The organism is Bradyrhizobium sp. YCK136 (assembly GCF_044570075.1).
In the GTDB taxonomy this organism is placed as follows: Bacteria; Pseudomonadota; Alphaproteobacteria; order Rhizobiales; family Xanthobacteraceae; genus Bradyrhizobium; species Bradyrhizobium diazoefficiens.
Genome location: NZ_CP172424.1, coordinates 3,897,896 through 3,916,818, shown reverse-complemented (window position 1 = coordinate 3,916,818; position 18,923 = coordinate 3,897,896). Strand labels below are relative to the sequence as shown.

Below are 18,923 nucleotides of genomic sequence, written 5' to 3'. Positions count from 1 at the left end.
TCATGATTTGGATGCGGAGGCGCCAGCGGCCAGCCGTTCGGCATAGTCGATGGCCTCGATAAGGCTGTGCTCGTTGGCGATGCCCTTGCCGGCAATGTCGAAGGCGGTGCCATGATCGACGGAGGTGCGGATGATCGGCAGGCCCAGCGTGATGTTGACGCCGGAGAGCTCCTGCCAGCGGCCGGTCGCGGGATCGACCTGGAAGCCGAGCAGCTTGACGGGAATGTGCCCCTGGTCGTGATACATCGCGACCGCCGCGTCGAACTGGCCGGCGCGCAGCTTGACGAAGATGGTGTCGCCGGGCACGGGACCGATGACATCGAGGCCGTCGGCGACCGCTTTGGCGATCGTCGGCGCCGACACGTCGATATCCTGCCGGCCGAACAGGCCGCCCTCGCCCGCATGCGGATTGAGCGCGGCGACCGCGATCTTTGGTTTGGCAATGCCGAGCCGGCGCAGCGCATCGTTGGTGAGGTCGATCACCATGCGCAACCGCTCCGGCGTCAGACGCTTCGGCACGTCTTCCAGCGCGACATGGGTCGAGACATGGCTGACGCGCATGTTGCCATGGGCGAGCAGCATCACCGAGCCGCGCACGCCGGTCAGATGGGCCAGCATCTCGGTATGGCCGGGGAAATGATAGCCGGCCTTGTTGAGGGCCTCCTTGTTGAGGGGGGCCGTGACGATGGCCGCGGTCCGACCCGCCTGCGTCAGACGCACGCCCTGCTCGATCGCCTTGTAGGCGAAGCGGCCGCCATCGGCGCTGAGCACGCCCGGCTTGATCGGATCGCCCTCGGCGTCGGCCTGCAGGTAGCAGAGGTTGGGCCATTCGCGATCGTCCGCCGACACCTGCGGGATGGCAACGTCGGTGCCGAGCGCGGCCTTCGCACCGTCCAGCGCCGCGCCGCTGCCGATGATCAGCAGGCGCAGATCGCCCGTCGCGATCCGGTCCTTCAGCCCGAGGCAGGCCTTGACGATGATCTCCGGCCCGATCCCGGCCGGATCGCCCATGGTGACGGCAAGATGACGAGAGGTCATGTCGGACTCTCCATTCTGAGCAGATGATTGTCCCGGAGCAGATCGCGCCAGAGCTCGCGGGTGCCGAACGCTCCGGACTTCGAGACGACGTCAACGCCGGCCCAGCGCCCGCCTTGCAGCACTGAACGCGGCAGTCCCGGCACGATGCGTCCTGTCACCTGGAGGGCATGCGCGCCAAGGGCAATGCATGCGGCCTTCAGGGTCTCGCCGCCGGCGACGATCAACGTGCCGGGTCGATCGAGCGCCGCGATCAGCGCCGTCATTTCGCGCGCGATCCGCCGCGCCGCCTCGGCGCGCGTCAGGCCTTCGGCGAGAGAGAATTTGACCAATGCGATTCCGTCACCGGCCAGCTTGCGCTGGACACGCATCGCGCCCTCACCTTCCGCAAGGGCGATGGTCGCCTCGCCGCATGCGGCGAGCTGCGACGCCGTGGCAGCCTGGTCCGAGCCGAACAGTCCCAGCACCGGCAGCTTCAACTGGCTCGGCGCGTCGGCACGATGGCTGCGGGCGAGCGCCCCGGCCAAGCCGCCGCTTCCGCACCACAGCACGGGCCCCGGCATGCGCCGTCCCATCTCCACCACACGATCGAGATCGATGTCGCTCTCGGCATCGAAGACCTGAACGCCGGCCTGCGCCAGCGTGTCGGCCTGCCCCTGCCGCGCCTCGATGCCCTCGAGCTGCAATTGGGCGAGGAGATTGTCGCCGACGCGATGCCAGTCGCCTTGCACAGTGCGCGCGAATTGCTGGCCATCGACGGTACGGCGTCCCTGATAGTCGAAGGCGGGCGCGACCACGCAAGATGCCCAATGGCCGCTGCGCAGGCAGGCGCCGAGCTCTGCCGCCCATGCGCCACGCAGGAGGCTATCGACCTTCTTGTAGCCGATCGTCGCCCCGTGGAGCTGCGGCGCCAGCCGCCCGACGATCTCGACGCTCTCGGCCTTGGAGCGCTCCCGCGTGCCGCTGTCGATCGCAAGGCTCCGGGAGCCTTGCGTCGCGGGCGCTTCCGGCCAGGTAACGTCGAACGATCCGCACAGGCCGACGAACTCCGCCGCGGTGTCAAGCGCACCGGTGAGATCGTCGGCAAGCAGGCGGACACTCGTCATCGGCGCACGCCTCCTGCGTCGAAAATCTTGCCCGGATTCATCAGGCCATTCGGATCGAGCAGATGCTTGATATCGCGCATCAGCTCGATGTCGAGCGGATCGGCGACGCGGGCGAGCCGGCCGCGATTGGTGATGCCGATGCCGTGCTCGGCGCTGATGGCCCCGCCTTGCGCCGCGGTCTCGTCGTCGACGATCTCGTTGATCTCGGCCACCAGCTCGGCCGTCGCATCCGGGTCCTGACAATGCGCGCGATCGATCAGTGCCACGACATGGATGTTGCCGTCACCGATATGGCCGTGCATGACGACGTTCGCATGTGGCACGGCGGCCTTGATCCGGGCCTCGACATTGTTGACGAAGGCCGCCTGGCGCTCCAGCGGCACGACGCTGTCATGCGACACCACGTAACCGCTGCGCTTGTTGCCTTCGGACACGCTGTGCCGGACCGCCCAGATCGCCTTCGCCTGCGCCAGGTTGGAGGCCAATATGGCGTCTTCGGCAAGCCCCGCCTCCATCGCCTCGGCAAGCACCGCGGCCAGCGGCTCGCTCAGGTCCACGCCTGCGAGCGTGTCGGTCAGCTCGACGATCAGATACCACGGCGTCGTCAGCTCGAAGGAGATCGTGACATGCGGCACCGTCTTCGCGATCGCCTCGATCTGCGACCGCGACATGATCTCGAGGCTGCCGAGCCGGTCGCCGACGGCACCGCGCAGGCGCTGCATGATCTCGAGCGCCTGCTCGACGCCCTGCAACTTCAATAGCGCCAAAGCCGAGCTGCGCGGCGGCGCGAACAGTTTCAGCACCGCTGCGGTGACGATGCCGAGCGTTCCTTCGGCGCCGATGAAGAGCTGCTTGAGCGCGTAGCCCGTGTTGTCCTTGCGCAGCGCGCGCAGGCCGTTGAAGACGCGCCCGTCGGGCAGCACGACCTCCAACCCGAGCACGAGATCGCGCGTCGGCCCGTAGCGCAGCACGGCCGTGCCGCCGGCATTGGTCGAGATATTGCCGCCGATCTGGCAGGAGCCCTCGGCACCGAGGCTCAGGGGAAAATAGCGATCGACGTCCCGGGCCGCGTTCTGCACCTCGGCGAGGATGCAGCCGGCCTCCACGGTGATCGTGTTGGCGAGCGGGCTGACGTCGCGCACGGCCCGCATGCGGTCGAGCCGGATCACGACATTGCCCGCGCGATCGTCCGGCGTCGCCGCCCCGCACATGCCGGTGTTGCCGCCCTGCGGCACGATCGCGAGCCGCCTTGCCGCGCAGAACTTGACGACGGAGGCGACCTCGGCGGTCGAGCCGGGCTTCACCACCGCCACGGCGCGGCCGTGATAGCGCCCGCGCCAGTCCACCACATAGGGCTCCTGGTCGGGCCCGGACGCGATGACGTACTTGTCGCCGACGATATCAGCGAGCCCGGCCAACGCACCCTGGAAAGAATCGGACATCGGATCGCCTCGTCGCCCGCGCCAAGTCTAGACGGCGGCGGCAGCGAATGCAGCAGCATCCGCGAGCAGTTCTTTCATTTGAGCCGGCGGCAGCGACTCCAGCGGCGGCCGCAGCCGCTGCCATCCGGCGTGACCGGTGCGCTCGGCCACCAGCGCCTTCAGCGATGCCATCTGCGGGAACCGCGAGACCAGCTCGCGCGCCTTCACGATGCGCGCCTGCGCCGCCTTGAGGGCCGGATCGTCATCGCCGTCGCGAAAGTGCTTGTAGACGTGGGCAAGACTGCGCGCGACGAGGTTGGACGTCGCGGTGATGCAGCCTGCGCCGCCCTTGCGCAGCAACGGCAGCATCAACGGGTCCGCGCCGCCCAGGACCGCGAACCCGGGGAAGCGCTCCACCATTGCGGTCATGTTGGCGAAATCGCCGGACGAATCCTTGATGCCGGTGAAGACGGCCGGATAGGCCTTGCGCAGCCGTTCGATCAGCGCATGCGAGATCGGCTGCGCCGACATCTGCGGATAGTGGTAGAGCACGACTTTCAGGCGCGCATCACCGATGCGCTGCACCACTTCGCTGTAGGAGGCGTAGATGCCGTCATCGCTGACGTTCTTGTAGTAGAATGGCGGCAGCATCACCACGGTGTCGACGCCGACCGAAAGCGCGTGACGCGTCAGCGCGATGGTCTCGGTGAGCGCGGCAACGCCGGTGCCGGGCAGAAGCCGCTGCGGCGCGATGCCGGCGGCCACCACGGCTTCAAGCAGCGCGGTGCGCTCGGCCGCTGAGAAGGAGTTTGCCTCGCCGGTCGTGCCGAGCAGCGCGATGCCGTTGCAGCCCTCATCCAGAAGGTAGCGGCAATGCTCCACGAAACGCGCGTGATCGGGCGCGAGCTCGGCGTCGAGCGGGGTCAGCGCGGCGGAGAACACGCCATGAGGGTGCAGCGATGATGTCGACAAGCTTCCTCCGATCGCCAAATCGATATTGTTCGGAATGCGAACATTTGTTATTTACTGATGCTGTCAGTAAAATCAGCGCGCCCCTGCGTCAAGGGTGATGCTGTCATGACGGGGGCATTCGAGCATGGCCAAGGTCCAAAAGAAGGCCGCGAAGCGCAAACCTGAAGCTAGTACCCGGAATCAGAGCTGAGTGATACGGCGGCCTTTGAAACGGCGTTGACGGACCTTTTTCTTGGTCCAGACGAAGGGCTCGGCTCTGTCGTTGTATGCGTTGACGTAGGCATCGATGTGTTCCTGAAGCTGCTTGAGGCTCGTGAAGGAGGTGCCGCTGAGCGACTGCCCCTGCAAGATGGAAAACCATACTTCGACCTGATTGAGCCATGACGCACTTGTCGGCGTGAAATGAAATTGCACGTTGGGGTGGGCCTTGAGCCAGTCCTCGTTCTTTTTATGGGTGTTGAGGTTGTCGAGGATGACGTGAAGCTTGCGGTTCGGAAAAGCCGCGGTGACGCTGTTCATGAAATCGAGAAACTCGACGCGGCGCCGGCGTTTTGAATGGGTCGCGATGATCTTTCCGGTGGCGACTTCGAGCGCCGCAAACAATGTTGTGGTGCCATGCCGCTTGTAATCGTGGCTTTGGCCGGTCAAGGCGCGGCCATTGGGCAACTTCAGATAACCCTGCGCTCGCTCCAAAGCCTGGATCGAGGGCTTCTCGTCCACGCACAGCACAATGGCCTTCGCCGGCGGCGCGACATAGAGGCCGACAACATCGGCGGCTTTGGCCGTAAAGTTCGGGTCGTTGCTCTCGCACCAGGACTTGCGAGCCACCAGGTCAATCTTGTGGCTGCGCAGGAACCGCCAGACATATTGGACATCGACATCGCCCAGCGCCTCGGCCAGCAGGGGGCCGGTCCAGCGCGCAAACCCTTGCGGTGGCGGCTTATCCAGCAGCTTCAGAATCCGCTTGTCGGTCGTCTTCGTATAGATCGGCTGCTTGCCAGGCCGCGGCTTGTCTTGCAGCCCTTCAAGGCCATGGTCGGCATAGCGATGCCGCCAAAGGCTGACAATCCGCGGCTGGACCCCAACTTCCTTGGCGATCGACCGGGTGCTGCGCCCATCCGCCGCCAACAGAACTATCCGCGCCCGCTTCAAATCGCGCTGCAACGTCACCGGTGAGCGACAGCACGCCTCAAGCACCTTGCGATCTTTCCTCGAAAGGTGGACTTCTCTTGCTTCGGGTATCATCCCGACCTTGAATCACGACTCACGTTCCAAGAAAAGTGGGTACTAGTCACCAGACCCCACCCCGAATCCATGCCCCACGGGAACATTACGCCCACATCGACCGCAACTCCAAGGTGGTATTTTGCAACTTTCTCGATATGAAACTTTTCCCATCGCAGCGGCTTTCTACACCCCTCGATTTGACAGCGACGGCCTCACCACCCATGTTCGGTTCGAAACGGCCGACCCGAATCTCGTCGAATTCGGCCTAGAATTTCCCCGTAAGTTACTGGAACTACATGAATATCGTCATTGTGGAGTCGCCGGCGAAAGCCAAGACGATCAACAAGTATTTGGGCTCGTCCTATGAGGTTCTGGCCTCGTTCGGCCATGTCCGCGACCTCCCGGCGAAGAACGGTTCCGTCGATCCGGACGCCAATTTCAAGATGATCTGGGAGGTCGACCCCAAGGCGGCCGGCCGGCTCAACGATATCGCCAAGTCTCTGAAGAACGCCGACCGCCTGATTCTCGCCACCGACCCTGATCGCGAGGGCGAGGCCATCTCCTGGCACGTGCTGGAGGTGTTGAAGGAGAAGCGCGCACTCAAGGATCAGAAGATCGAGCGCGTGGTGTTCAACGCCATCACCAAGCAGGCCGTCACGGACGCGATGAAGCATCCGCGCCAGATCGACGGCGCGCTGGTCGACGCCTATATGGCGCGCCGCGCGCTGGACTATCTGGTCGGCTTCACCCTCTCCCCCGTGCTGTGGCGCAAGCTGCCGGGCGCCCGCTCGGCCGGCCGCGTGCAGTCGGTGGCGCTGCGCCTCGTCTGCGACCGCGAGCTCGAGATCGAGAAGTTCGTCGCCCGCGAATACTGGTCGCTGGTCGCGACCCTGCTCACCCCGCGCGGCGATGCGTTCGAGGCGCGCCTCGTCGGCGCCGACGGCAAGAAGATCCAGCGTCTCGACATCGGCACCGGCGCGGAAGCCGAAGACTTCAAGAAGGCGCTGGAAGCCGCCGCCTACGCGGTCACGGCGGTCGATGCAAAGCCCGCCCGGCGCAATCCGCAGGCCCCCTTCACCACCTCGACGCTGCAGCAGGAAGCCAGCCGCAAATACGGCTTTGCGCCCGCGCACACGATGCGCATCGCCCAGCGCCTCTATGAAGGCATCGATATCGGCGGCGAGACCACCGGACTCATTACTTATATGCGTACCGACGGCGTGCAGATCGATCCGTCCGCGATCACCCAGGCGCGCAAGGTGATCGGCGAGGATTACGGCAACGCCTACGTGCCGGAGGCCCCGCGCCAGTACCAGGCCAAGGCCAAGAACGCCCAGGAAGCTCACGAAGCGATCCGCCCGACCGACATGTCCCGCCGCCCGGACAGCATGAGCCGCAAGCTCGATTCCGATCAGGCGCGGCTCTACGAGCTGATCTGGAAGCGCACCATCGCGAGCCAGATGGAAGCGGCCGAACTCGAGCGCACCACCGTCGACATCACGGCGAAGGCCGGCGGCCGTACGCTGGAGCTGCGCGCCACCGGCCAGGTCGTCAAGTTCGACGGCTTCCTCGCGCTCTACCAGGAAGGCCGCGACGACGAGGAAGACGAGGATTCCCGCCGCCTGCCCGCGATGAGCGCCGGCGACGGCCTGAAGCGGCAGTCGCTCGCCGTCACCCAACACTTCACCGAGCCGCCGCCGCGCTTCTCCGAGGCCTCGCTGGTCAAGCGCATGGAGGAGCTCGGCATCGGCCGGCCCTCGACCTATGCCTCGATCCTCCAGGTCCTGAAGGACCGCGGCTACGTCAAGCTCGAGAAGAAGCGCCTGCACGGCGAGGACAAGGGCCGCGTCGTGGTCGCGTTCCTCGAAAGCTTCTTCAGCCGCTACGTCGAGTACGACTTCACCGCCAACCTGGAAGAGCAGCTCGACCGCATCTCCAACAACGAGATCTCCTGGCAGCAGGTGCTGAAGGATTTCTGGAGCGGCTTCATCGGCGCCGTCGACGAGATCAAGGATTTGCGCGTGGCGCAGGTGCTTGACGTGCTCGACGACATGCTCGGACAGCACATCTATCCGCCCCGCGCCGACGGCGGCGACATCAGGCAGTGCCCGAGCTGCGGCAACGGCCGGCTCAATCTCAAGGCCGGCAAGTTCGGCGCCTTCGTCGGCTGCTCGAACTATCCGGAGTGCCGCTACACCCGTCAGCTCGCCGCCGACAGCGAGGCGACGGCCGACCGTTCGCTCGGCCAGGATCCCGACACCGGTCGCGACGTCCGGGTCAAGGCTGGCCGCTTCGGCCCGTACATCCAGCTCGGCGAGCAGAAGGATTATGAGGAAGGCGAGAAGCCGAAGCGCGCGGGCATCCCGAAGGGCACCTCGCCCGGCGACGTCGAGCTCGAACTTGCGCTGAAGCTGCTGTCGCTGCCGCGCGAGATCGGCAAGCATCCTGAGACCGGTGAGCCGATCACCGCCGGCCTCGGCCGCTTCGGGCCGTTCGTGAAGCACGAGAAGACCTATGCCAGCCTCGAGGCCGGCGACGAGGTCTTCGACATCGGCCTCAACCGCGCCGTGACGCTGATCGCGGAAAAGGTCGCCAAGGGCCCGAGCCGCCGCTTCGGCGCCGACCCCGGCAAGGCGATCGGCGATCATCCGACGCTCGGCACCGTCACCGTGAAGAGCGGCCGCTACGGCGCCTATGTCACCGCCGGCGGCGTCAACGCGACGATCCCGGCCGAGTTCGAAAAGGACACCGTCACGCTGCCGCAGGCGATCGCACTGATTGACGAGCGCGCGGCCAAGGGTGGCGGCAAGACCAAGGCGAAGAAGGCGGCGAAGCCGGCCAAGGCCAAGAAGGCTGCGGCGAAGGCCGCCGGCGGCGATGACGCCGCGCCCAAACCCAAGAAACCGGCCGCGAAGAAAGCCGCAGCCAAATCCGAATCCACCAGCAAGGCGCGCGCCGCCGTGTCGTCGACTGCAAAGACGTCGCCGACCAAGACCGCCGCCACCAAGAATCCTGCAAACACTCCGGCCAAGAAGAGTGCCGGCAAGAATTAGAGGTTAAGTGAAACGCAAGAATGACCGTGGCTTTCCCGACAGGCAAGCCATCGTCGCCTTCATCAAGGCAAATCAGGGAAACGTCGGCACCCGCGAAATTGCGCGCGAGTTCGGCCTGAAGAACGCCGATCGCGTCGAGCTCAAGCGCATGCTGCGCGAGCTCGCCGACGACGGGACCATCAAGAAGAAGCGCCACAAGGTCTCGGAACCGGACACCCTGCCGTCGACGCTGGTCGCCGACATCACCGGCCGCGACTCCGATGGCGAGCTGATCGCCTCCCCCACCGAATGGGACGAGGTCGAAAGCGGCGAACCGCCAAAAATCCTCATCGTCATGCCGCGCCGGCCGAAGCCCGGCACCGCCGCCGGCGTCGGCGACCGCGCCCTGCTGCGCGTCGAGCGCATCGACGAGACCGAAGGCCCGGCCTATCGCGGCCACATCATCAAGGTCTTCGACAAGGCCAAGAGCCGCATCCTCGGCGTGTTCCGCAGTCTGCCCGAAGGCGGCGGACGGCTCGTCCCCGTCGACAAGAAATCCGCCGACCGCGAACTGAACATTGCCGCGGCCGATGCACAGGACGCCCAGGACGGCGACCTCGTCAGCGTCGACATCGTCCGCTCACGCGCCTTTGGCCTCGCCTCAGGCCGCGTGAAGGAGAAGCTCGGCTCGGTCAAGTCGGAGAAGGCGATCAGCCTGATCGCGATCTACGCGCACGACATTCCCCTGCAATTCCGCCCCGCGGCAGAACGTGAAGCCGAAGCGGCGGAGCCGGCGAACCTGAAGGGGCGCGAGGACTGGCGCGACGTCCCGCTCGTCACCATCGATCCGCCCGATGCGAAAGATCATGACGACGCGGTGCATGCGCAGGCCGACGGCGATCCCAACAACAAGGGCGGCTTCATCGTCAACGTCGCCATTGCCGACGTGAGCTTCTACGTGCGGCCGGGCACCGCGCTCGACCGCGATGCGCTCGACCGCGGCAACTCGGTCTATTTCCCCGACCGCGTCGTGCCGATGCTGCCGGAGCGCATCTCCAACAATCTCTGCTCGCTGGTACCGGGCGAGCCGCGCGGCGCGCTGGCGGTGCGCATGGTGATCGGCCCCGACGGCCGCAAGCGCTCGCATACGTTCCACCGCATCCTGATGCGCTCGGCGGCGAAGCTGAACTACGCACAGGCGCAGGCCGCGATCGACGGCCGGCCTGACGACACCACCGGCCCCCTGCTCGATCCGATCCTGAGGCCGCTCTACACCGCCTATGCCTGCGTCAAGCGCGCAAGAGATGAGCGCGATCCGCTCAATCTCGATCTGCCCGAGCGCAAGATCCTGCTTAGGAGCGACGGCACGGTCGATCGCGTCATCGTTCCGGAGCGTCTCGATGCGCACAAGCTGATCGAGGAGTTCATGATCCTCGCCAACGTCGCGGCGGCCGAGATGCTGGAGAAGAAGTCGCTGCCGCTGATCTACCGCGTGCATGACGAGCCGACGCTGGAGAAGGTTCACGCGCTCGCGGAGTTTCTGGAGACGCTCGACGTTCCCTTCGCCAAATCAGGCGCGCTGCGCCCGGCCCTGTTCAACCGCGTGCTGGCCCAGCTCGAGGGCCACGACCACTTCCCGCTGGTGAGCGAGGTCGTGCTCCGCGCCCAGGCGCAGGCCGAATATTCCGCCGAGAATTACGGTCATTTCGGCCTCAACCTGCGCCGCTATGCGCATTTCACCTCGCCGATCCGCCGCTATGCCGACCTCGTCGTGCACCGCGCGCTGGTTCGCGCGCTCGGCCTTGGCGAAGGTGCGCTGCCCGACACCGAGACACCGGAAACGCTCGGCGAGGTCGCCGCCCACATCTCGGTGACCGAGCGGCGCGCGATGAAGGCGGAGCGCGAGACCGTGGACCGGCTGATCGCGCACCATCTCGCCGACCGCATCGGCTCCAGCTTCCAGGGCCGCGTTTCCGGCGTCACGCGCGCCGGCCTGTTCGTCAAGCTGAGCGAGACCGGCGCCGACGGCCTGATCCCGATCCGATCCCTTGGCACGGAATATTTCAACTATGACGAGAGCCGCCATGCCCTCGTCGGCACGCGCAGCGGCGCCATGCATCAGCTGGGTGACGTGGTCGACGTCCGTCTGATAGAAGCAGCTCCGATCGCAGGCGCGCTGCGCTTCGAGCTGCTGTCGTCAAGCGGCGAGACCGCGCCGCAGGGCCGCAGGGCATCCGGTCGGCAACGCCGCCCCTCGTTCAAGGCGCATCCCGGACGCAGTCCGGCGAAGAAGCAAAAACCGGCGAAGCCGAAGAAGCCCGGCAAGGGCAAGAAGAACAAGGGAAAAGGCAAGAGCCAGAAGGGCAAGACATGGTGACGATGAGCACGGCCCCGAAAATCTGGACGCGTGAGACCGGCCTCGTCGAGAAGCGCGATGTCTGGACGGCAATGAAGCGCGGCTTTCGCGGCCGCTGCCCGCGTTGCGGCGAAGGAAAACTGTTCCGCGCCTTCCTGAAGACCGCTGATCATTGCTCGGCGTGCAGCCTCGACTTCACGCCGCATCGCGCCGACGATTTGCCCGCCTATCTCGTCATCGTCATCGTCGGCCACATCGTGGTGCCCGGCATCCTCTGGATCGAGACCAACTACACGACGCCGGTCTGGCTCAGTTTCGCGGCCTACCTGCCCTTCACGTTCTTCGCCTCGCTCGCGCTGCTCCAGCCGGTCAAGGGCGCCGTGGTCGGATTGCAATGGGCCCTGCGCATGCACGGCTTTGACGACAACCCTCCGGATGGTATTCCGCCGGTGTAACCAATAAGCAAGAAGCGGTTTGGGTGAGGACATGACGGACACGTTGCAGGCAGCCGAGAAGGCGAAGATCCACGAGGGCAAGGAAGCCGACCATCATCCCTATTTCCGCCCGAAGGATGCGGCGACACTGATCCTGGTCGATCGCGGCGGCGCCGTTCCGAAAGTCCTGGTCGGCAAGCGCCACGACAAGGTGGTGTTCATGCCCGGCAAGTTCGTCTTCCCCGGCGGCCGCGTCGACAAGGCCGACTACCGTGTGCCGTGTGCGGCCCCCATCACCTCCGAGCTGGAAGCCAGCCTCGCCAAGGGCAGCCCGAAGACGCCGGCCTCACGCGCAAAATCGCTGGCGATCGCCGCGATCCGCGAGGCCTGCGAGGAGACCGGCCTCTGCCTCGGGCGCAAGGCCGAGGGGAAAGCGCCCAAGCTCGACAGCGCCTGGAAGCCGTTTGCGGATGCGGGTCTGCTGCCCGACCCCTCAGGCCTGTTCCTGATCGCGCGCGCCATCACCCCGCCCGGTCGCGTCAAGCGGTTCGACACGCGCTTCTTCACCGCGGATGCCTCCGCGATCACCCATCGCGTCGAGGGCGTGATCCATGCGGATGCGGAGCTGGTCGAGCTGGTCTGGGTCGAGCTCGGCTCGAAGCCGCTCGCCGATCTGCATCCGATGACGCGCAACGTGCTCAACGAGCTAGACACGCGCCTTGCCACCGGCCCGCTCCGCCACGACGCGCCGGTGCCGTTCTTCCATTTCTACGGCGGCAAGATGCAGAAGGATATTTTGAGCTGACTGCTCACCTCTCCCGTAGGGAGAGGTGAACCGCGCTAAGCCGATCGAGTATTCTTATTATGCGTCGTCGCTATCCGGCTCGGTGCCGACATAGTCGCGCGCCGGCAGCTTGAGGACGCGGCCGATCTCGCCCGCGAGCTTGCCCGCCTCCTCGCGCCGGGTAAAGCTCATCAGGTTGATCGGCTCGGTGCCCTTGTTGCCGCAGAGATTGACGTCATAGGTCGTCAGATCCGCATCGTAGTCGTCGGTGATGCTGATGAAATGATAGTCGGCGAGATTGCGATGCTTGCGAATATTCAGCGGGCCGAACTGGCTGGTGATGACGATCTGGCGCAGCCTCTCGTTGAGCACGACGAAATAGCGGAAGGTGAGCAGGATCAGGCCGGGGATGCCGACGAGCAGCCCGAGGCCGGTAAACACCAGCACCGGCACGAGGTCATCGGCGAGCCGGCCGAAGCTGGAAAAATCCTGGCGCAGGCCGAGCGCGACATTCCACAGCAGATAACCGCTGGCCGCCAGCAGCGGCAACGACAGCAGCCGGCCAATCCAGGGCATCGGCCGGTCAATACGGACCATGCCGCCATCCACTGTCATCGCGCCTGCCATTGATGGTCTCCTCACGAGGTCATGGCTTTGGTCGGAGCGAGCGGCGGATTGGTTCGATGGGCGCTCCTTCGTCATTCCGGGGCGCGCCCCTTGGCGCGAGCCCGGAATCCATTGCGCGTCAGTCTCTGCGGCCCGATGGATTCGGGGCTCGCCGCTGACGCGGCGCCCCGGAATGACGGGATTGTGCTGAGTGGATCGCGAAATACGAAAAATTCTTCCCGCCTCCCCCAATGGCGGAGTTCCCACTCATGCCTATGTCTTCCCCCAACGACACCCAGAACGGATACGGGGCGATGGCACAACGACAACTCAAGCTTGGCGCGTTCATGCGCCCGATCAGCATCCACACCGGCGCCTGGCGCTATCCGGGGGCCTGGCCGGACGCCAATTTCAATTTCGGCCACATCAAGACGCTGATCAGGAAGCTCGAGGCCGGCAAGTTCGACGCCTTCTTCATGGCCGATCACCTCGCCGTGCTGAACATGCCGATCAACGCGCTCAAGCGCAGCCACACCGTGACGTCGTTCGAGCCGTTCACGCTGCTGTCGGCGCTCTCAGCGGTCACCGAGCGGATCGGCCTGATCGCGACCGGCTCGACCACCTTTGACGAGCCCTATCACGTCGCGCGCCGCTTCGCCTCGCTGGACCATCTCAGCGGCGGCCGCGCGGGCTGGAACATCGTCACTACCTCGAACCCGGACGCCGCGCTGAATTTCGGGCTCGAAGATCACATGGAGCACGCCGAGCGCTACAAGCGCGCCCGCGAGTTCTACGACGTCGTCACCGGCCTGTGGGATTCCTTCGCCGACGATGCCTTCGTGCGCGATGTCGAGAGCGGGCTGTTCTTCGAGCCCTCGAAGATGCACACGCTCGACCACAACGGCAAATATCTGAAGGTGCGCGGCCCCCTCAACATCGCCCGCCCGGTGCAGGGCTGGCCGGTGATCGTGCAGGCCGGCGCCTCCGAAGACGGCAGGCAGCTTGCGGCCGAGACGGCGGAGGCCGTGTTCACCGGCGGCGGCAGCCTCGCCGACGGGCAAAAGCTCTACGCCGATATCAAGGGCCGCATGGCGAAGGTCGGCCGCGACCCTGAACATCTCAAGATCCTACCCGGCGCCTTCGTCGTGGTCGGCGACAGCGTCGATGAAGCCAAGGAGAAGCGCGCGCTGCTCGACAGCCGCGTGCATTACGACAGCGCCATCGCCTCGCTCTCCGTCATCCTCGGCACCGATGCGTCGGGCTTCGACCCGGACGGGCCTCTGCCGGAGATCCCCGAGACCAACGCCAGCAAGAGCGGCCGCCAGCGCATGGTGGACCTCGCCGCCCGCGAAAAGCTCACGGTGCGCCAGCTCGCCCAGCGCGTCGGCGGCTATGGCGGGCTGGCCTTTGTCGGCACCGCCAAGACCATCGCCGACCAGATGGAAGAATGGCTGGTCGGGCGCGGCTCCGACGGCTTCAACATCATGTTCCCGTTCCTGCCCGCCGGCCTCGACGATTTCGTCGACAAGGTCGTCCCGGAGCTCCAGCGGCGCGGGATTTTCAGGAAAGAATATGAAGGGGCCACTTTGAGGGAGAATCTGGGCCTGCCACGGCCGAATAACCGGTTCTTCGAGGCGTAATGGGCCCGATTTGGGTGGTTTTCGGGGTGTAAAACCTTGACATCAGTCGGTTTCTGGCTAGGTTGCCGGCCAACGCGGGCCGTTTGGCCGGCTCCAGATTCCCTTCATTTCTGAGGTTCTGAACATGGCCAAAGCGGTCACCATCAAGGTCAAGCTCGTGTCCTCGGCCGACACCGGCTTCTACTACGTCGCCAAGAAGAATTCGCGCACCATGACCGACAAGCTGGTCAAGAAGAAGTACGACCCGGTCGCGCGTAAGCACGTCGAATTCCGCGAAGCCAAGATCAAGTAAGAGATCAAGTAAGATCGCGGGATACGTTACGGACTTTTGACGGGGCCTCACGGCCCCGTTTTTATTTTGTCTGTCGTGTCCCGGGCGCGCGGCAACGCGCGGGCGCTGTGGCGCTGGGTCCGGAGCGCGAGACTGAAGCTGACGCGCTACTCCTTCTCCACGCCGTCATTGCGAGGAGCTCGCGACAAAATTGCGGAGCAATCCAGTCGTTCTGCAGAGGCACCCTGGATTGCCTCGCGGAGCCTGTCATCGCGCCGCGCTTTGCGCGGCCGGTGGCTCGCAATGACGGCGCGAGCATTCCGCGTTCTGCATGGCTGCCATCTCGGCCGCGGGCCACCGGTAGACATCCGCTCAACCCTCGGTTGCCCGATCCGGAATGTATGTTACCGTGCACTTACCGGAACGGCATTTCCGTCCCGGATTTGGGAAGGACATGGTCATGAGATTGTCATCAAGCCTTGTCGTGCCTTCAACTGTCGCTGTCTTGTCAACCGTCCTGGTGTGCGGTCCCGCCGCGTCGCAGATCCCGACCGGCTCCGCCGCCACACTTCCCCCCGTCACGGTCGATGCACCGAAGCAATTGACGAAGCCACCGGCGCCGCAGCGGGCGGCAAACACCGGGGCATCATCGCGCCGGACTGCGTCAACCGTTCAAACGTCATCGTCAACCGCACGGACGCCTTCGTATGCACCGGGTTCAGTGATGGGGAGGATTGCCAGCCTGGAGAAAGTCGCCAGCAGCTGCAACGGGGGCTGTGCATCAAGTTTCCCACACGGCAAGGAGCCCTGGATTGGCTGTAGCGAGTCGGGCGGCAACATAGATTATGGACCTTTCTCGCCAACGTGCCGAGACACCATCACCCATACGTCCTACGAGAATTGCGTCGAGACGAAGGTGTTCCTGGGCGAGAATCGAAACAGAGCCCACTGGTTCTGCAGCAGCCTGGCCGCCGGCAACAGGTTTAAGGTCGCAGAACTCAAGCGGTCGGGGCGTCCGCGCTAGTCCCGTCCGCTTGAACTCAGCCCCGGATGTCGGCCCGCGCTTGCCGCGGGTCGCCACGTTGAAGCCGTCCGATTCCAACGTTGGCGCCAGCAGTCGGCGCCAACGGCCGTCTCCATCACGAGTTCGTCCTGCCGACCAGGGACGCCAACAGGCGGCCGGCAGCTGCCAGATCTGCCGTCTCCAGGCCTTCCGTGAATTGCTCGAACACGGGCCTTAACAGCCCGCAGGCATCGTCAGGTTGCCCTCGACCCGCCAACAGCGCAGCCAGATCGATTGCGGTGCGTAACTCCCAGGCGGGCGCGCCTTGGCGACGGCTCAATTCGAGCGACTGCTTGAACCAGCGTTCCGCATCGTCAACCCGGGTCGGCATAGCCAGGACGGCGCATCCCCTGACACGCAACGCTTCTGGCATGAAGAAGAGATCTCCATTCTCCTCGGCCCGGCTGATCGTGTCGTCGACCAATCTTATGGCTTCGCCGACCTGTTCGATTGCGAGGAGCCCTTGCGCCAGGAGAATGTTGAACTCCGTGTTGCGCACCTCGTAGTGCATCGCGTGGCAGTGCTTCAGGCAACCGCGAAGTGTGTCGACGCCGCCCCTTGCATCGCCACGACGGATCGCGAGGATGCCTTTGTACCCGTAGCCAACATGAAGATAGGGGCCCAGGGAATGGGACCGGGCATGCGCCACCAGGCGGTCAGCATGTGCTTCGGCGCTTGCGAGATCGCCGTTCCAGACGAATACGTCCGGAGCCCAGGCAAGAGCGACAGCAAGCGATGCGGGATTGGTGCTGGATTCCGCGTCTTTGATTGTCTCGCGCGCGCGGACCGCGGCCTTGGTGGGATGCCCCTGCACCCATAGGCCCCGCGCAAGGCCGAGGCCAACCAGGATACGGTCATCGAACCCAAGATAGGCCCGCTGGGCGTGCGACCAATGCTGGAGCGCAGCCTCGAGCTCCGACCGGGCGCTGCCGTGCTCACCGATGAAGTGGAGCGCCCTGCCCACGGCCGATTGGGCCAGGGCCATCGCGTGAGGGTCCTCGGCGGCCCCGGCAACCGTCCGCGCGCGCCTTGCATGATCCAGCGCAGTCTTGAATTCGCCGTCGCGCGTGCAGAACATCGACAGCGTGCCGAGAATTCCAACTTGGCTGAGCACGTTGCCGCCTGCCTCCGCAATCGCGAGGCTTCGGTCCAACGCCGCACGCGCTGCGTCGCTCGGCCCGTTCATGTGCATTGACGCAACCCCGAGGTTTGCCTGGAGCTGCATCTCCTCCGGTTCGCCGCGGGTCCTGCCTTCCAGCGCGACGATTGCGTGCTGCGACCAGCGATAGCATTCGGACAACAGCGACATCGCCAAAAGGACAGGCGCTGCGGCTGCCGCCAGCTTGATCCCGATTTCGGGATCGCCGCCCTCGCCAAAACACCATTCCAACGCCGCCCGGACATTGTTGAGGTCGGCAAGGTGCGCCTCCCTTTCAGCGCCGCTCGACAACGCTGCCCTTTCCCTTCCCGCCTGCTCCGACCAGCGCCGAAAGTAGTTTGCGTGGCGCACGGCCAGATCGGCAGCCTCCGGATCGGTGATTTCCGTCCCGAGAATGTAAGTGCGCGTCGTATCAAGCAGCCGATAGCGCATCATGGCTCCGATCGGGCGGGTCGTAACCATCGACTTGGCAATGAGGCTGTCGATCGCGCCAAGGACGGCGGTCTGGTCGACGTTGACGCTTGTGACCACCGCGAGCATTGCGTCCAGCGTGAAATGTCCGACGAACACGGCCAGCCGGCGAAGTACCAGCCGCTCGACGCTGGAAAGCAACCGGTAGCTCCAGTCCAGCGTTGCCTGCAAAGTCTTATGACGCGGCGGCGCGGTGCGCGAACCCAGCCACAACAAGGTCAAGCGCTGGTCGAGCAGAGCCGCCGTATCGCGCAATCCATAGGCCTCGACGCGCCTTGCTGCCAGCTCTATGGCCAATGCCACGCCGTCCAGCTTCCGGCAGATACCGACCACGATTGGCGCGTCTGCATCGTCGAGATCCAACCGGGCGCCGCTCGCCGCTGCGCGTTCGACGAACAGCTGCGTGGCTGGGAACGATCGCGCAATTGCCGCCGTTGGCATCGCGTCGTCTGGCGGGCATGCCAACGGCTCCAGTCGATAGATCTGCTCCCCATCAACCTGTAGCGCTTCTCTGCTGGTCGCGAGTATGTGGACTTGCGGGGTCTCTCTGAAGACGCACGACGCGAAGGTCGCTACCGACTCGATCAGATGTTCGCAGGTGTCGAGGATCAACAGGACCCGCTTGTCCCGAAGATAGGCGATCAGGTTCGGCGTAGCGTCGTCCGATCGCACCGATAGTCCCAGCATGGATGCGACGGTACTCGTCACCAGCCGTGAATCGCTCAACATGCTCAGATCGACAAACAGCACCGCGCCCCCGAATGCCTCAATCAGGTGGTGCCCGAGCGCGGTCGCGAGCGTGGTCTTGCCGACGCCTCCGAGGCCGACCACCGTGACGAAGCGCGCCACTTCCAGCTGGGCGGCGACCCTTTGCAGATCATCTTCCCGGTCGATCAATCCTGCGGGACGGACGGGCAGGTTGGCGTTTCGAAAGCTCTCAGCGGCAGCTGATGCCGCCTCGGGCTCCCCGAGCGACCGTGAGACTGGCGCTACGAAGCAGTAGCCTCGACCGGCCACGGTCGTTATGTATCGCGCGCCGTCTTTTCCGTCGCCGAGCATCTTGCGCAGGCTGGCCATTTGACCACGCAGGCTGCCCTCTTCGACCGTGACGTTGGGCCAGACCAGCGACAGAAGGTCTTTCTTGCTGATGACTTCATTCGGCGTGGAGACAAGAGCGGTCAGAATTTCGTAGGCGCGTGCGCCCAGGTCGACGGGAACTCCGTCTTTGGTGAGCAACCGCTCGCTTGCAGTCAGGCGAAACGGCCCGAACGACAGGACTTCCTTGCCGTGCGTCGTCATTGGAACCGTCGCATTGTGCCCATGCTCCGGACCACATTTTAGGCCAA

13 protein-coding genes are annotated in these 18,923 nt (G+C 65.0%); 6 read left to right on the top strand and 7 right to left on the bottom strand.

What is annotated here, in order from left to right:
* The 5 genes from pdxA to ACFLEY_RS18655 form a co-directional block, all read right to left on the bottom strand.
* Positions 1 to 1,038: a 4-hydroxythreonine-4-phosphate dehydrogenase PdxA gene (pdxA, locus tag ACFLEY_RS18675; protein WP_060911601.1), complete on the bottom strand. Its 1,038-nt coding sequence runs from the start codon at positions 1,036 to 1,038 to the stop codon at positions 1 to 3.
* Positions 1,035 to 2,141: a four-carbon acid sugar kinase family protein gene (locus ACFLEY_RS18670; protein ID WP_060911600.1), complete on the bottom strand. Its 1,107-nt coding sequence runs from the start codon at positions 2,139 to 2,141 to the stop codon at positions 1,035 to 1,037. Before ACFLEY_RS18670 ends, pdxA begins: the two co-directional genes overlap by 4 nt.
* Complete coding sequence (locus ACFLEY_RS18665; RefSeq protein ID WP_060911599.1) at positions 2,138 to 3,583, bottom strand: FAD-binding oxidoreductase; 1,446 nt, start codon at positions 3,581 to 3,583, stop codon at positions 2,138 to 2,140. Before ACFLEY_RS18665 ends, ACFLEY_RS18670 begins: the two co-directional genes overlap by 4 nt.
* 27 nt (positions 3,584 to 3,610) lie before the next feature.
* Positions 3,611 to 4,534 carry a dihydrodipicolinate synthase family protein gene (locus ACFLEY_RS18660; RefSeq protein WP_028170938.1) on the bottom strand — a complete coding sequence of 308 codons (924 nt, stop codon included), beginning with the start codon at positions 4,532 to 4,534 and terminating at the stop codon, positions 3,611 to 3,613.
* Positions 4,535 to 4,714: 180 nt separating this feature from the next.
* Positions 4,715 to 5,779, bottom strand: a complete 1,065-nt coding sequence (locus ACFLEY_RS18655) for an IS630-like element ISRj1 family transposase (protein WP_026192128.1) — start codon at positions 5,777 to 5,779, stop codon at positions 4,715 to 4,717.
* Positions 5,780 to 6,057: 278 nt separating this feature from the next.
* Between ACFLEY_RS18655 and topA the strand changes: the two genes are divergently transcribed.
* The 4 genes from topA to ACFLEY_RS18635 are packed head-to-tail and all read left to right on the top strand — an operon-like array spanning position 6,058 to position 12,388.
* Positions 6,058 to 8,814: a type I DNA topoisomerase gene (gene topA / locus ACFLEY_RS18650; RefSeq protein ID WP_211433828.1), complete on the top strand. Its 2,757-nt coding sequence runs from the start codon at positions 6,058 to 6,060 to the stop codon at positions 8,812 to 8,814.
* Between the two features lie 7 nt (positions 8,815 to 8,821).
* Complete coding sequence (gene rnr, locus ACFLEY_RS18645) at positions 8,822 to 11,170, top strand: ribonuclease R (RefSeq protein WP_060912508.1); 2,349 nt, start codon at positions 8,822 to 8,824, stop codon at positions 11,168 to 11,170.
* Positions 11,164 to 11,604 (top strand): DUF983 domain-containing protein, encoded by a 441-nt coding sequence (locus tag ACFLEY_RS18640; protein WP_028171573.1) that lies wholly within the window; start codon positions 11,164 to 11,166, stop codon positions 11,602 to 11,604. Before rnr ends, ACFLEY_RS18640 begins: the two co-directional genes overlap by 7 nt.
* Positions 11,605 to 11,635: 31 nt before the next feature.
* Positions 11,636 to 12,388, top strand: coding sequence for an NUDIX hydrolase (locus tag ACFLEY_RS18635; RefSeq protein ID WP_060913131.1), 753 nt, complete (start codon positions 11,636 to 11,638; stop codon positions 12,386 to 12,388).
* Between the two features lie 57 nt (positions 12,389 to 12,445).
* Here the strand turns inward: ACFLEY_RS18635 and ACFLEY_RS18630 are convergent, their stop codons facing one another.
* Positions 12,446 to 12,994: a hypothetical protein gene (locus ACFLEY_RS18630; protein WP_060912509.1), complete on the bottom strand. Its 549-nt coding sequence runs from the start codon at positions 12,992 to 12,994 to the stop codon at positions 12,446 to 12,448.
* A gap of 293 nt (positions 12,995 to 13,287) precedes the next feature.
* On the opposite strand from ACFLEY_RS18630, the gene ACFLEY_RS18625 reads away from it, so the two are divergent.
* Together ACFLEY_RS18625 and rpmG are read left to right on the top strand one after the other, a co-directional pair.
* Entirely contained in the window at positions 13,288 to 14,613 is a 1,326-nt protein-coding gene (locus ACFLEY_RS18625; protein ID WP_060912510.1) for an LLM class flavin-dependent oxidoreductase, read from the top strand.
* 124 nt (positions 14,614 to 14,737) lie between these two features.
* Positions 14,738 to 14,905, top strand: a complete 168-nt coding sequence (gene rpmG / locus ACFLEY_RS18620; RefSeq protein ID WP_007603295.1) for a 50S ribosomal protein L33 — start codon at positions 14,738 to 14,740, stop codon at positions 14,903 to 14,905.
* Positions 14,906 to 16,023: 1,118 nt separating this feature from the next.
* Here rpmG and ACFLEY_RS18615 read toward each other — a convergent pair.
* Positions 16,024 to 18,876 (bottom strand): ATP-binding protein, encoded by a 2,853-nt coding sequence (locus tag ACFLEY_RS18615; protein ID WP_396604707.1) that lies wholly within the window; start codon positions 18,874 to 18,876, stop codon positions 16,024 to 16,026.
* Positions 18,877 to 18,923 lie beyond the last annotated feature (47 nt).